The organism is Clostridium punense (assembly GCF_017874425.1).
GTDB classification, from domain to species: Bacteria; Bacillota; Clostridia; order Clostridiales; family Clostridiaceae; genus Clostridium_J; species Clostridium_J punense.
In genome coordinates this window covers 39,897-54,858 of record NZ_JAGGLL010000021.1, presented here as the reverse complement: position 1 = coordinate 54,858, position 14,962 = coordinate 39,897, and the positions used below count along the sequence as shown (strand labels likewise).

The following is a 14,962-nucleotide window of genomic DNA, read 5'->3' as shown; positions in this document are numbered from 1 at the left end:
TATTAAAATTTTAAAATAAATATTAGGGAGGAAATGGGATATGGAGATTAAAGAAAGAATATCAAAACTCAGAGACCTTATGGAAAAGCATAAGATAGAGGCTTATATTGTGCCAAGTGCAGACCCACATTTAAGTGAATATGTGGGAGAGCATTTTAAAGCAAGGGCATGGATAAGTGGTTTTACAGGATCAGCAGGAACAGTAGTGTTTACAAAACACAAAGCTGGGTTATGGACAGATGGAAGGTACTATATTCAAGCAGAAAAACAACTTCAGGATAGTGGCATAGAACTGTTTAAAGCAGCGGAAATAGGGACTCCAACCTATACTCAGTGGTTAAAGGAAGAATTAAAAGAGGGAGAAACTGTAGGTTTTGATGGTATGCTTTTTTCGGCCTCTGCTGCTGAAAAGTTGGAAAAAGAACTTCAAAGTAAGGAGATAAAAATAAATAGTACTTTAGATTTAATAAGTCCTATATGGATAGACAGACCAGAAGTTCCTTCAGATGAAGTGTTTATTCATGATACAAAGTACTGTGGTTTAAGTAGAGAGGAAAAGCTTAATAAAGTTAGGGAGGTAATGAAAAACCTTGGAGGAAATTATTACTTACTCTCATCCCTAGATGATATTTGTTGGCTTTTTAACATCAGAGGAAATGATATTCCAAATAATCCTTTTATCATCTCTTACAGCCTAGTGGGAGAAAAAGAAGCCTTTATATTTGTTGATAAAAATAAAGTAAATGCTAATGTGGAGCAAGAATTAATGAGAGCTGGAGTTATTGTTAAGGAATATGAGGAAGTTTATTCTTTCCTTAAAGCTATAGAAGATACGGCTTCAGTGATAATAGATTATAACAATGTAAATTACAGCTTAGTTAGTAGTGTAAATGAAGATGCTAAAAAAATTAATGAGCCAAATTTAACTACTATGATTAAAGCAATAAAAAGTCAGGTTGAAGTAGAAAATATGAAAGAAGCTTATATAAAGGACGGAGCTGCATTAGTTAGGCTTTTTAAATGGGTTAAAGAAAATACTGGAACAATTACTGAAGTTGATGTGGTTAAAAAAGCAGAAGAACTTAGAAGAACTGAGCCTCTTTGTCTTGGACCTAGCTTTGATAGCATAGCGTGTTACAGAGAAAATGCTGCAATGATGCATTATAATCCTTACAATGAGGAAATCCCAGTAACACTTGAAAAACAAGGATTTTTCCTTTTAGATTCAGGTGGTCAATACCTTAAAGGTACTACAGATATTACAAGAACTATAGTGCTAGGTGATTTAACTGAGGAAGAAAAAAGGGATTTCACTTTGGTATTAAAATCTGTAATTGCTTTATCCACAGCAAAATTCCTTTATGGCACCACAGGTTCAAATTTAGATATATTGGCAAGAAAACCTCTTTGGGATGAAGGTCTTGATTATAAGTGTGGTACAGGTCATGGAATAGGATTCCTTGGTAGTGTCCACGAGATGCCACAACGTTTTAGTCAAGTTCCAAACAATATTAAACTAGAAAAGGGCATGGTAATAACCATAGAACCAGGGGTTTATAAAGAAGGTAGACATGGGGTAAGAACAGAAAATACAGTAATTGTAGCTGAAGGAGAAAAAACTGAATTTGGACAATTTATGTATTTTGAAGACTTATGTTATGTTCCAATTGATTTAGGTGCAGTAGTTAAAGAAATGCTTACAGATTTTGAAATCAATTGGCTTAATAATTATCATAAAAAGGTTTATGAACTTCTTTCACCACAGTTAGATGAGCAGTGTAAAGAGTGGCTTTTAGAGGAAACTAGAGCAATATAAATTTACTAAATATAGGGAACCAGAGTTAACGCTTAACTTATTATCAGTACTACCATAGTTCTCTCAAGGGTTTATGGAGGTAAATTTCATCTATATTTAAAAGTTAAAATTCTATTATGAAAACCTATAATAAAAAAACATGCATAACAGATGAATTAGGTGTCTGTTTACGCATGTTTTTTTATTGGTATATATATAGATAAACAAGCTCAAAACTTTATATATCTTTAAATTTGAAATTCCTTGATATTAATAAAAGCTCAGATAATTACACTAATTGAGCTTGCCTATCTCTTTTGGAGAAACCACTTCTTGAAAGATATAAATTAATTGGTGAAGTGGTTTCTCTATAGATTTACCACTAGAAACCTTAAAGTATTTTGCTATCAACGCATTGAAAAAACTTAAGTTTATTTAAAGCTAAGATGCGGTATATCTATAGATAAACAAGGAGAAAAGTAAATATATTGAGTAATATTCAGAATCCATCACTCTTATAGTTATAATAGGGGATAGTAGTTAAATATTTATCAAGATTCTTAGACACTTATTTATACTTATGGTAATATTTAAGTAATTATAATTTTATATATAAATTGCAATATTACTTAAATATTAAAAGATAATTTTAAGCAACTCATATTAAAGAGAATGCAAAAAAGAATTAAATATATTCGCACAGTATCGTTATTGCATTCTATGTACAAAGATGTTTTTATTAATTAATAAACAAGTCCATTTTGTAGAGTTACTTTGTAAGCAGATTTTGGTAAATAAATGAAATTTGTTAACAAAGCACTCTTGCTACACCAAAGCAACTGCTACTTAAAGAAGATGGCAGACTTAAAGCTTCTAAAATGATATTAATGATTAGAATTTACTGAAAGATGTATATGTATTATAAGTTACAGATAAACAAGCCGGGAGGGAAAAGTAGTGGAAAACAATTATGAAGATAAAATTCAAGAAGAGATTCACGTACTACTTAATAGAAGCTGGGACTTATTTAGGACTGATATAAAAGAAACACTACCGCTTATCGAGAAGGCGGAAGATTTGTCTAAGAATATAAATTATGAAAAGGGTCTTACTCTAAGCCAAATTACCTTAGCAAGGTATTGTAGTTTTCAAGGGAAATATGATGAGGCTTTAGAAATGGCTCATGAGGGTAGTAATAGGGCAACTGCTGAAGGAAATTTAGAAGGGGAGATTAAAGCAGCTTATGTTTTAGGAAATCTATACAATACCTTAGGTAATTCTGAAGCAGCACTAAGCCACTATACCAAGGGGTTTGCCCTTATGAAAAAAAATAACTATGAAATAGATGCAGCATTTTTAAATAATATTGCTGTAATCTATTATAATTTTGGGCAGTTTGATGAATCCTTAGAGTTTTTACAAGAGGCTCTAGATATTTCAACTAAAACAGAAGATAAGATAGAAAGCCTAATCTTATCAAATATAGCAGACACCTATCATAAAAAAGGCGACATTCAATCTGCTTTAAAGTGGAATAAACGTGCCTTGGAAACCTTTAAACTTAATGGTAAGAAAGGTGACGTGGCTCAGTGTTATAATACCTTTGGGTTAATTTATGGAGAAATGAAGCTTTGGGATAAAGCTTTAGAAAATTTCCAGACTGCATTAAATATATACAAGGAAAGTGAGCAAAAGTATTTTGAAATAGAAATGCTTTATAACATTGGAAAGTTATATGCTTTGCAAAATGAAAATCATCAGGCTGTTATTTATCTTAATCAAGCTGCTCAGGAAGCAGAAAAAATAAAAGCGCATGGCCTTTTAAATAGTGTTTATAGGACTTTGTCTGAGACCTATGAGAAGGAAGGGGAATATAAACAGGCTTTTCATTGTCTTAAGGTGCATAATGAATTGGAAGAAAAGATTAAGACTAAGGAACTAAATAATAAGCTTGCTAAGCATGCAACCCAATACAAAATTGAAAGAGCAAAGCAGGATGCAGAAATACAAAGATTAAAAAATGAGGAATTAAAGAGGAAAAGTGAAGAAGATGAACTTAAAACTAAAGTTCTTGAAGAAGCCTATGAAGACATTAAAATCATAGGAGAAATTGTTCAACAAATCACTGCTACTCTAGATATAGAAAAAGTACTTTTTATGATTTATAAAAATATTGGTAAACTCATGGCTGCAGATGTTTTTGGAATTTGCTTATGTAATAAAGAAAATGAGAGTGTAGACTTTAAAATACTTATGGAGCAAGGGGAACCTCGTCCACTGTATAGTCTTTCCATTAATGATGAGAAAAGTTATGCAGCAAGATGTATAAGAGAAAAGAAGGAAATTTTTATAAAGGATCTTATGGTTGATGGAGAAAAACAAATAAGATTTGGAGCTAACAGTCCAAGTCATAGAGTTAAATCAATGATTTATTATCCTCTAATCATTGAGGAAGAGGTAATTGGTGCCATGACAGTTCAAAGTTATAGGGATAATGCCCATTCTAATAGATCTTTGGAGATGATTAAAGCTTTAGGTGCCTATATTGCTATTGCTTTAAATAATTCTCAAAAATCTGAAGATCTTAAAGCTAAAAAAAGCGAATTAGAACTATTATCTAAAACCGATTCTTTAACAGGAATATATAATCGTTACTATATAATGAAGAAAATTAAGGAAGAAGTTGAAGAGTATTCGAAGAGCAGAAAAGCTTTTTCTATTGTAATGTTAGATATAGATTACTTTAAAACTATAAATGATGTCTATGGTCACAATTGTGGAGATTATATATTAGTGGAGCTAAGCAATATGGTGAACAGTATTTTAAGAGAACAAGATGTTTTTGCTAGGTGGGGAGGAGAGGAATTTCTAATGTTGTTACCTGATACTAATCACCATCAAGCAGCCAAGTTATGTGAAAGACTAAGAGAAAAAGTTGAAAGTTATAATTTTTTCTATAATGGAAACAAGATTAATACTACTATAACCTTTGGGGTAGCGCAGTATAATGAAAGAATAGGAGTTAATTCTACCATAAAAAATGCTGATCTTTCCATGTACAGAGGAAAGCACAACGGTAGAAATTGTGTTATATGTTCACACTAAAAGAAAAGTGCCCAAGCAATTTTAAATTGCAAGGGCACTTTTTATTTATTTTCAGATGCCTTAGTGAAAGTTTAGTTTATTAGCAGTGTAAAACATTGTTTGAGGCCAGGGGGAGTGGCCTTCTTTTAATACAGTTATACTATTAAATCATCTGAGAACAATATACTACTAAAAAGAGTAACTAAAGCCTCGCTTTGAATCTTTTATACATTTCAAGGGCTTCCCTATTTTCTGTAAAGAAATCTACTAACTCCTTAATTTTAACTAAAGTTTCAACACTAATGGTATGCTCTATTTTTTCAGTTTCTTCAAGTATATCTTCTGATATATCCAACATTTTCATAAACTTTTCAATGGTATTATGCCTATCTAGAAGTATTTTACCAGTGATTTTTCCTTTATCCAGCAATTGAATTATTCCATACTTTTCATAAGCAATTAAATCTTTATTATTTAACTTCTTTATCATTTTTGTAACTGAAGGAGGTTTAACATTTAAAGCAGCTGCTAGGTCATTTACCCTTGTGTAGCCATTGTTGCTTATTGATAATCTATAAATCATTTCAACATAATCTTCTTCACAGGGAGTTAAGTTGCTCTTAAAGTTTTTAGTATATTCTCTAAAAGTATAAAATTCATTCTTCTCCATAAATTCACCCCCATTTTAATATACATAATTATATTCACTACAATTTTTTTTATGCTAATGGTAACCATTTTTTATTTTCATTCATAGTATAAAGCAGGGTGAATGTTAGACATGGTTAAAACTTATAGCCTAAGCTAAATTAAATAATTTTCGAGGTGAAAGTAATGCACAAATTATGTGAAATGAAGGTTGGAGAAATAGTGGAAGTAAAAAGTTTAGAAGCTAAAGATTTACTAAAAGAAAGGTTAATGGCTCTTGGGTTAGTTAAAGGATCTAAAGTTGAAATTATTAGAAAAGGCCCTAAGGATAATTTAGTAGTTTATAAAATTAGAGGAGCTATGATTGCCCTTAGAAAAGAAGAAGCAAGTTTAGTTTATGTGATTAGCAATAAGATAAAGGAGTAAAAAATGGGATTAACTTATAAAACATCGAAAAAAGAATCGTTAAAAGATATGTTTAATATTGAAGCTAGTGAAAGTCAACATGTGATTTCCCTAGCTGGAAATCCTAACACAGGAAAAAGCACTGTATTTAACTCATTAACTGGGCTGCACCAACATACAGGTAATTGGCCAGGAAAAACGGTAGTAAATGCTAGGGGAGAATTTCAATATAAAAATAATGACTATATTCTTGTAGACTTACCTGGAACCTATTCTCTTTTTGCGTCTTCTGTGGAAGAGCTAGTAGCAAGAGATTTTATTTGTTTTGGAAATCCTGAAGCCTGCATAGTTGTAACAGATGCTACATGTCTTGAAAGAAATTTAAATTTAGTATTTCAAATCATGGAACTTACAGATAAAGTAATACTATGCGTAAACCTTATAGATGAAGCGAAAAGAAAGAACATTATTATAGATAAACAAGGTTTAGAAAAGCATTTAGGCATACCAGTTGTTTTAACCGCAGCTAGAAATGGTACTGGTCTGGAAGAACTAAAAAACATAGTTCACGAAGTTAGCTTTGATAAATATAAGTATTCTAATATGAAAATTAGGTATGAGGATGAAATTGAAAAATTAATTAGTGAGGTGGAGCCAATCATAAAGGAAACTATTCCTAATATGAACTCTAGATGGCTTGCTTTAAGAATAATTGATGGTGATTTAAGTATTACTAACTCCTTAAAAGAGTATTTAGGTGATGAAACTGTTGAGAATACAAATTCTAAAGTAAAGAATTTAAATTTAAATATAGATAGAGAAATCATTAGAGAATCAATTACACATGAAACTTATAGGTTAGCTAAAGAGCTTACCAATAAATGCATTAAAAGTGACAGCTCTAAATGGAAAAGAGACGAGAAGATTGATGATATAATAACCTCCAAAGTTTTTGGCATACCTTTGATGCTTCTTCTACTAGGACTAGTATTTTGGCTTACGGTAGAGGGGGCTAATATTCCCTCACAAATGTTGGCTAATTTACTCTTTGGTTTTGAAGAAAAATTAACTCAATGGTTTATAGCCATGAATGCACCACAGTGGCTTCATGGAATTCTTGTGTTAGGAATGTATAGAACATTAGCTTGGGTTGTATCTGTTATGTTACCACCAATGGCAATATTCTTTCCTTTGTTTACCCTTTTAGAGGACTTAGGATATCTTCCACGTATAGCCTTTAACTTAGACCATTTATTTAAAAAAGCTTGTGCTCATGGGAAGCAATGCTTAACAATGTGCATGGGATTTGGGTGTAATGCAGCAGGGGTAATTGGATGCAGAATTATCGATTCGCCTAGAGAACGTATAATTGCCATAATTACAAATAACTTTGTCCCTTGCAATGGTAGGTTTCCAACACTTATTGCAATTTCTACAGTGTTTTTTGCCATGATAAGTGAGAAGAAGTTTTTAAGTATCCTTCCATCCTTGTCTGTAACGCTTATAGTTATAATTGGTATTGGGGTAACTCTTTTAGTATCATTTATTCTATCTAAAACTCTGTTAAAGGGGGTACCATCAACTTTTACTTTAGAATTACCACCATATCGCAAGCCGCAAATTGGAAGAGTTATTTATACTTCTTTAATTGATAGAACTATATTTGTATTGTCTAGAGCTGTGCTTGTAGCAGTGCCAGCAGGAGCCCTAACATGGATTTTAGGTAATATATATATTGGAAATCTTAGTATAATTGCATATGTTGCCAATCTACTAGATCCATTAGCAAAAGCAATTGGGCTTGATGGATTTATCTTAATGGCTTTTATTTTAGGATTACCTGCAAATGAAATTGTGCTACCTATATTATTAATGTCTTATCTATCTACTGGTTCAATGATAGAGTTTGAGAGTCTTGAGTCTTTAACGGAAGTTTTACGAAATAACGGATGGACGTATTTAACTGCACTAAATACAATGCTATTTAGTTTACTTCATTGGCCATGTTCTACAACCTTATGGACAATTAAGAAAGAAACAGGAAGCTGGAAGTGGACAGCATTCAGCTTTGCTTTACCAACAATAATTGCCTTTGGAGTATGTTTTTTAACTACAAACTTATTTAAGTTATTTGGTTTATTATTTTAATTTTCTAGGAAAACCACGAAATTTAAAATAATATTTATTAGCAGGCTTCAATAAAAGGAAGATTTATTAGGGTGGGCTTAATAAGCCATGGATAATATAAGAATTAATTCTTCATATTATTCATGGTTTTTCTGTTGTTTTTTTACTTATATAGATGGTGCAATATAGGCACAGAGCCCTTAAAGATAAGATAAACATTACTTATAAACCTAACAGAAAATAATAAAACCAATTTAAAAACAGTAGTAATATATTGGTCACTATTTTATATGAACTCTAGAGAATTAAAATTAAATGTAAATTTAATTAATGAATAATAATAAATATAATTTCAAGAAAAATTTAAACAATTAGTTTAAATTCACATTATAATTTGAAATTGTAAATGGAAAATGATATATTATAAGTATTAATTTAACAGTTGGGGGAGTTTATATGGGTAATGATGTGACAGTAGAGATTAAGAACCTGTCCATGAGTTATGGGGAAAAAAGGGTTTTAAAGGGGATAAATTTAGAAATACACCAAGGAGAAATTATTGGATATATTGGACCTAATGGAGCAGGTAAGAGTACTACTATTAAAATTATCTTAGGTATTGTACATGGGTACCAGGGAGAAGTTAAAATATTAGGACAAGATATATCAAAGGATAGCAAAGAATATAAAAGAAGAATTGGATATGTACCTGAGATTGCCGACATTTATGATAGCCTTACAGCAAGGGAATATCTCACCTTTATAGGAGAACTCTATGGCTTAACTTTTGAAAAGGCAGATGTAAAAGCAGAAAAGCTTATGGAGCTTTTAGGAATAAAAGACTCCTATAATTCAAGAATTAGCTCTTTTTCTAAGGGCATGAAGCAGAAGGTTTTAATTATCTCTAGTCTTCTTCACAATCCAGACATATTATTTTTAGATGAGCCTCTAAGTGGACTAGATGCAAATAGTGTAATGGTAGTTAAAGAAATTCTTTTTCATCTTTCAAAGCAAGGTAAAACCATATTTTACTCCTCACACATCATGGACGTGGTGGAGAAAATAAGCAATAGAATAATACTTTTAAATAATGGTGAAGTTGTTGCAGATGGTAGCTTTAATGAGCTTAAGGAAAATATTAAAGAGGGTACCCTAGAACAAATCTTCAACCAGCTTACAGGGTTTAACCAGTATGAAACTATTGCAGAGGAGTTTGTCTCTGTGGTTGAAGAGGTGTAGACTTATGAAGGATTTTAAATTTTTAAAGTTTTTAGATAGGTTTAAGTCCATCTTCAAAAAACTTGGAGTAGATTATGAGGTAATGAGAAAAATACTTCAAATAAAGCTTTTAATGGATGGAAGAAGAGTACCAACAGTTTTTGCAGCTAATGATAATAAAAAAAGTGAAAAAGACAACAGTAATAGGTTTTTAAAATCCCTCTGGGTATATATCCTTATTGGGTTAATGTTAATTCCTTTTATTCTCATGGAAAGCAGTTATTTATATCAAATGAGTATTGTGTTTGGGATAATTATGTTTTTAATTATGTCCTCTTTAATTTCAGATTTTTCATCGGTACTTTTAGATGTGAGGGATAAAAATATAATAGGCACAAAGCCAGTAGATTCAAGAACCTTAAACTTTGCAAAGACCATTCATGTGTCTTTATATATGTTTTATGTAACCATAGCCTTGATTTTACCAGCTCTTATTGCTAGTGTTTCAAAGCATGGAATATTATTTACTCTTATGTTTATTGTAGCAGTGATATTCTTAGATATGTTTATAATAGTTTTAACTTCCTTCTTATATCTTATAATTTTAAGATTCTTTGATGGAGAAAAGCTTAAAGATGTAATCAACTATTTTCAAATTATTCTAAGCTTAGTAATTGCTATAGGTTATCAAATGGTGGGGAGACTATTCCAGGTAGCAGAAATGAATGTTCAGTTTACACCAAAGTGGTGGCAATATTTGCTGCCTCCTGTATGGTTTGCAGCCCCATTTGAGATAATGAAAAAATCAGAGATAAATTTAGTTTATGGTATTCTTTCTGTGATGGCTGTTGTAGTTCCAATTACTGCAATAGCGTTTTATGTTAAGTCCATGGCTATGTTTGAAGAAAATCTTCAAAAGATGACTAATAACTCTGGAAAGAGGAAAAAAGTTAAAAGAAAACCTGGGGAATTAATTTCAAAGATTTTGTGCAGAAGCAAAGAGGAGAGGCTGTTCTTTAGGTTTACCTCAGACATGATCAAAAATGAAAGGGAATTTAAGCTTAAGGTATACCCATCCTTAGGGCTTGCTATAATCTTTCCTTTTATATTTATCTTTCAAAGGTTATCTATGTCTTCCTTTGCTGAGATTTCTAAGGGAAAATCTTACTTTTTTATATACTTTACTGGAATGATGTTATCTTCAATTATTATTATGGTTAAGTACTCCGGAAACTATAAAGGAGCTTGGATCTATAAAACTATGCCAATTAACAACTATAAGCCTGTGTTTAAAGGAACTATGAAAGCACTTATAGCTAAGCTATTTCTTCCTATATTTTTGTTTCAAGCAGCAGTTTTCATAGCTATTTTTGGAGTGAGGATAACAGGAGATTTAGTGGTGATTCTTTTGAATATGATGAGTTATACTCTATTATGCTTTATGACTATGAAAAAAGGCCTGCCATTTTCACAACCCTATGATGCTGCAAAACAATCTGACGTAGGCATAAACTTTATCTTAATGTTTGTCATTGGTGCCATATGGGTAGCACACTATTTTATAGGCAAAATGGATTATAGTTTTTATATACTTTTAGGTGTAAGTATTGTAGCTAACCTAATACTTTGGAATGTAGCTTTCAACATTAAGCCTGAAAAACTTGATAAGGCTTTGGGACAATAGTTTTAGCATACACACTCTTTTGCAAAGTGAATAATATAGTGGTAGAGCTAATAATTATTGGAGGTTCATAATGAGCTATTATATAAAATGTTCTACAAATGTAAAAGTATATGTGGAAGATTTGAATCCAGAAGGAAAAAAGACAATTCTGTTTATACATGGGTGGCCTGGCAGTCATAAATTGTTTGAATATCAGTTTGACAAGCTCCCTAAGCAAGGTTATAGATGTATAGGAATAGATACAAGAGGATTTGGAAATTCAGATAAACCATGGACAGGATATGATTACAATACCCTAGCAGATGATGTTAAAAGTGTAATTGATACACTTGGATTATGTGATATTACACTTGTAGGACATTCAACTGGAGGGGCCATAGCCGCAAGATATATGGGGAGACATAAAGGGTATGGAATATCAAAGCTTGTTCTAGTTTCTGCAGCTGCACCTAGTCTCATTAAGCGTTCTAATTTTCCTTACGGATTAGATAAGGAAACAGTTCTACAGCTAATCGAAGGAACATATGACGATAGACCTAAAATGCTTAGAGGTTTTGGAGATATATTCTTTTACCAGTTCATAAGTGAAGCCTTCTCAGATTGGTTTTTCCAGTTAGGCTTACAAGCGGCTGGATGGTCAACCGCAGCCATTGCCAATACTTGGTTAAATGAAGTGCTGTTTTGTGATTTAGAGGCAGTAAATGTTCCAACTTTAATTATTCATGGAATCCATGATAAGGTTGTTCCTTTTGAACTAGGTGAAATACAAAACAAAATCATTAAAAATTCAAAACTATTACCTTTCAGCTATAGTGGTCATGGAGTGTTTTATGATCAAAAGGATAAATTTAATGAAGAGCTAGTAAAATTTATTCAGAAATAAGCTTATGAGTGAATTTTCAAATGCTTTAAACATGATGAATCTTTTCTTAGCAGGCTTTCTGATATTGAATATTTTATAAATTATCTAAATCATATAGAGGCGAAGAACCTTGTGATTTTAAAGGAAGCTAGAACCTCTTATGAAGATATTTCTTCTACACAATCCTTATTATTATATTATTGTTTCAAGTAGTAGTTTTATAGCCAGCTTTGGAAGGTAGCTTTTAGTATTAAGCATGAAAAACTCAATAAGATTCTAAATAGAGACTTTAAAAGAGGGATATGTCAAAATGAAGTTTAAAATACTTGGTTTTTACATATCCCTTAATTACATCATCACATCAATAAAAAATAGTAGCCTAATTCCACATAAAACCCTTGAAACCCGCATGAACACTATATCTTCTTATCTTTTTATAAAGATTTCAATAAAACAATTTTTCACGATATCTGTATATTAAGATTTCAATAAAAGAACTTTTCACGATTTATGGTTATAAATATATCTATAAAAGAAGCTTTAAATATATCTCTTTATAAAGATTTCATGGAATCTTAAAAATCAGATATATAACCCGTTAGATTTCAGAAGTAGTCTGAGATATAACGAGAGTATAAAAATTAGAATATATCACACCGACTACTAAGACAAGCCTGGTAGAAATAAGAGTAGAAGCATAATTTCCATCCTCTCTATGCAGATAGGGAAGCAACCTAGGTGGTTAATATTATTTTGGGGTTGTGAGGTTTAAGCTGTAAATTAATAGTTGAAGTTTTAAACCTTGTACTTAGAATCATTAATATAATTTTTTATATACCTGCCTGTAATTGATTCTTCACAACCTAATATATCTTCAGGTTTTCCAGAGAACACTATGTTTCCACCTAATTCTCCTGCTTCTGGCCCCATGTCAATTATAAAGTCTCCATGGCACATGATTTCTAAATTGTGCTCAATAACAATTAGGGTGCTACCATTGTTTAATAGTCTTTCAAATATCAATAATAACTTTTCAATATCAGAAGGGTGTAATCCAGTAGTTGGCTCATCTAGTATATAAATTTGATTTTTCTCCTGTAATTCAAGGGCAAGTTTTAGTCTTTGGAGCTCTCCACCAGATAAAGTGGTTAGCCGTTGCCCTAACTTTAAGTATCCTAGCCCAACATCTTGTAGCTTGTTTAGCTCGCTGACAAAAGGTTGATTCCTAAATAACTCTATAGCTTCAACTACACTTAAATTTAGAATATCACTGATATTTTTGCCTTTGTATAAGTATTGCAGTGCAGTTTTAGTAAAGCCTTCCCCATTACAAACTTCACAAACCTCTGTTACTGCATCCATAAAGGCTAAATCAAGTTCCACGGTTCCTAACCCCTTACAATTTTGGCAGGCACCCTTTGAGTTAAAACTAAATAGGGAATCATCAACCTTATTTACACTTCCTAATAAATTTCTAATAGGGTCTAAAATACCTGAAAAGGTAGCTATATTGGAACGTTTGTTAGTGGTAATGGACTTTTGATTAATTGAAATACATTGTGGATAATAAGCAGGAAGAAGTTTATTAAACAGTGTACTTTTTCCTGAACCAGCTACCCCTGTTACCACAGTCATTACTCCTTTTGGAATCTTCACCTGAACATTATGGAGGTTATGTAAGGAACCATTGTTTATTTCTAACCAACCCTTAGGTTCCCTAATTGTTTTTTTCATTTCATGGCAACTCTTTAGATATTTAGCTGTTAAGGTAGAGCTATGATAAAGCTCACTTAAACTTCCCAGAAACATAACTTCTCCACCTAGAACCCCAGAACCAGGCCCCATTTCAAGGAGGCAATCAGAGATTTTAATAATATCTGGGTCATGCTCCACAATTAAAATAGTATTGCCTTTTTCCTTTAACCTTTTTAATAGGCTATTAATTCTAAGAATATCATGAGGATGGAGGCCAATGCTTGGCTCATCAAAAATATAAATTAAACCATTTAAGCTACTACCAAGCTGACGTATCATTTTTATACGTTGAGACTCACCACCAGATAAGGTAGAAGTTCCACGACTTAAGGACAGATATCCAAGGCCCACTTCTTTTGCATAACTCAGTTGCTGAAGTAGTGACTCTGTAACTGTAATTACACTGGGTACCTTAATTTCTTTTAAAAAGTCTATTAAGTCAGAGATGGTCATATTTACACAATCTGCAATGGTTTTTCCATTTATTTTGCAGCTTAATACCTTAGAGTTTAGGCGACTTCCAGAGCAGGCAGGGCATAGATCCTCATAGACTACTCTTGCTATATGATTTTTATATAGCTTTGCTTCTCTGCAACTTTTAGTTAGAAATGCTTTTTTTATTCGCGGAATAACGCCCTCATAAAAGGAAGTAGGAGGCCAATCTTTTGTTGGATTTTGGGGTTTGAAGCCAGATTTATTAATCAAAGTATCTAGTTCCTCCTCACTATAATCCTTAAGCTTTTTATCATTATCAAATAATCCAGTATGAACATAACGTTTCCAACGAAAGCCTCCAGGGTAAAAAGTAGGGAATAAAATTGCACCTTCATTTAAGGATTTATTCATATCTAGTAGCTGATCTATCCGAAAACCTTGTGATACGCCAAGACCCTCACATTCCTCGCACATTCCTTGAGGATTATTAAAGGAAAAAATATCAGAATATCCCACAAAGGGAGTGCCAATTCTTGAAAACAATAGCCTTAGCAGACTATAAATATCAGTTACAGTTCCTACAGTAGAGCGGGCATTGTCCCCGAGTCTTTTCTGATTAATAACAATAGATACGGAAAGATTATTAATGGAATCCACCTCTGGCTTACCATAATGAGGCAATCTATTTCTTATAAAACTTGAGTAAGTTTCATTTAATTGTCTTTGAGATTCCGCTGCAACGGTATCAAAAACTAAGGCGGACTTTCCAGACCCAGACACACCTACCACCGTGGTAATTTGATTTTTAGGTATTGTAACATCTATACTTTTTAAGTTTTTTTCTCGTGCACCAGAAATAATAATATTGTTTTTATCCATGAGTACCTCCTTGATTAAGTAATAGATATAGAATATCATGGATATATGACAGAACTTGACAAGATTAAGT

Annotated in this window: 9 protein-coding genes; 7 read left to right on the top strand and 2 right to left on the bottom strand. The window is 32.0% G+C overall.

Annotation, left to right across the window (positions count from 1 at the left end; genetic code table 11):
* Positions 1-40: 40 nt before the first annotated feature.
* Positions 41-1,816 (top strand): aminopeptidase P family protein, encoded by a 1,776-nt coding sequence (locus tag J2Z44_RS13635; RefSeq protein WP_021283446.1) that lies wholly within the window; start codon positions 41-43, stop codon positions 1,814-1,816.
* A gap of 936 nt (positions 1,817-2,752) precedes the next feature.
* Positions 2,753-4,900: a diguanylate cyclase gene (locus J2Z44_RS13630; RefSeq protein ID WP_209649675.1), complete on the top strand. Its 2,148-nt coding sequence runs from the start codon at positions 2,753-2,755 to the stop codon at positions 4,898-4,900.
* Between the two features lie 181 nt (positions 4,901-5,081).
* On the opposite strand, the gene J2Z44_RS13625 is transcribed toward J2Z44_RS13630, so the two are convergent.
* Positions 5,082-5,549 carry a metal-dependent transcriptional regulator gene (locus tag J2Z44_RS13625; RefSeq protein ID WP_021283449.1) on the bottom strand — a complete coding sequence of 156 codons (468 nt, stop codon included), beginning with the start codon at positions 5,547-5,549 and terminating at the stop codon, positions 5,082-5,084.
* 164 nt (positions 5,550-5,713) lie between these two features.
* Here J2Z44_RS13625 and J2Z44_RS13620 point away from each other — a divergent pair, with 164 nt between their 5' ends.
* From J2Z44_RS13620 to J2Z44_RS13600, 5 genes are all read left to right on the top strand, one after another.
* Positions 5,714-5,953, top strand: a complete 240-nt coding sequence (locus J2Z44_RS13620; protein WP_021283450.1) for a FeoA family protein — start codon at positions 5,714-5,716, stop codon at positions 5,951-5,953.
* 3 nt (positions 5,954-5,956) lie between these two features.
* The gene (feoB, locus tag J2Z44_RS13615; protein ID WP_021283451.1) at positions 5,957-8,080 is read left to right on the top strand and encodes a ferrous iron transport protein B; all 2,124 of its coding nucleotides are present in this window, start codon (positions 5,957-5,959) and stop codon (positions 8,078-8,080) included.
* Between the two features lie 435 nt (positions 8,081-8,515).
* The gene (locus tag J2Z44_RS13610) at positions 8,516-9,298 is read left to right on the top strand and encodes an ABC transporter ATP-binding protein (RefSeq protein WP_209649673.1); all 783 of its coding nucleotides are present in this window, start codon (positions 8,516-8,518) and stop codon (positions 9,296-9,298) included.
* A gap of 4 nt (positions 9,299-9,302) precedes the next feature.
* On the top strand, positions 9,303-10,961 hold the full coding sequence (locus J2Z44_RS13605; RefSeq protein WP_209649671.1) for a hypothetical protein: 1,659 nt from the start codon (positions 9,303-9,305) through the stop codon (positions 10,959-10,961).
* Between the two features lie 70 nt (positions 10,962-11,031).
* Positions 11,032-11,844 carry an alpha/beta fold hydrolase gene (locus J2Z44_RS13600; RefSeq protein WP_021283455.1) on the top strand — a complete coding sequence of 271 codons (813 nt, stop codon included), beginning with the start codon at positions 11,032-11,034 and terminating at the stop codon, positions 11,842-11,844.
* Between the two features lie 774 nt (positions 11,845-12,618).
* On the opposite strand, the gene J2Z44_RS13595 is transcribed toward J2Z44_RS13600, so the two are convergent.
* A complete protein-coding gene (locus J2Z44_RS13595) occupies positions 12,619-14,892 on the bottom strand; it encodes an ATP-binding cassette domain-containing protein (RefSeq protein WP_021283456.1) in 2,274 nt (757 codons plus the stop codon).
* Positions 14,893-14,962 lie beyond the last annotated feature (70 nt).

What these genes read in the sequence shown, in the direction of transcription:
- J2Z44_RS13635 (WP_021283446.1), top strand. Translation starts at nt 41, where the DNA reads ATGGAGATTAAAGAAAGAATATCAAAACTCAGAGACCTTATGGAAAAG.
- feoB (WP_021283451.1), top strand. Translation starts at nt 5,957, where the DNA reads ATGGGATTAACTTATAAAACATCGAAAAAAGAATCGTTAAAAGATATG.
- J2Z44_RS13595 (WP_021283456.1), bottom strand. Translation starts at nt 14,892, where the DNA reads ATGGATAAAAACAATATTATTATTTCTGGTGCACGAGAAAAAAACTTA.
- J2Z44_RS13625 (WP_021283449.1), bottom strand. Translation starts at nt 5,549, where the DNA reads ATGGAGAAGAATGAATTTTATACTTTTAGAGAATATACTAAAAACTTT.
- J2Z44_RS13605 (WP_209649671.1), top strand. Translation starts at nt 9,303, where the DNA reads ATGAAGGATTTTAAATTTTTAAAGTTTTTAGATAGGTTTAAGTCCATC.
- J2Z44_RS13600 (WP_021283455.1), top strand. Translation starts at nt 11,032, where the DNA reads ATGAGCTATTATATAAAATGTTCTACAAATGTAAAAGTATATGTGGAA.
- J2Z44_RS13620 (WP_021283450.1), top strand. Translation starts at nt 5,714, where the DNA reads ATGCACAAATTATGTGAAATGAAGGTTGGAGAAATAGTGGAAGTAAAA.
- J2Z44_RS13610 (WP_209649673.1), top strand. Translation starts at nt 8,516, where the DNA reads ATGGGTAATGATGTGACAGTAGAGATTAAGAACCTGTCCATGAGTTAT.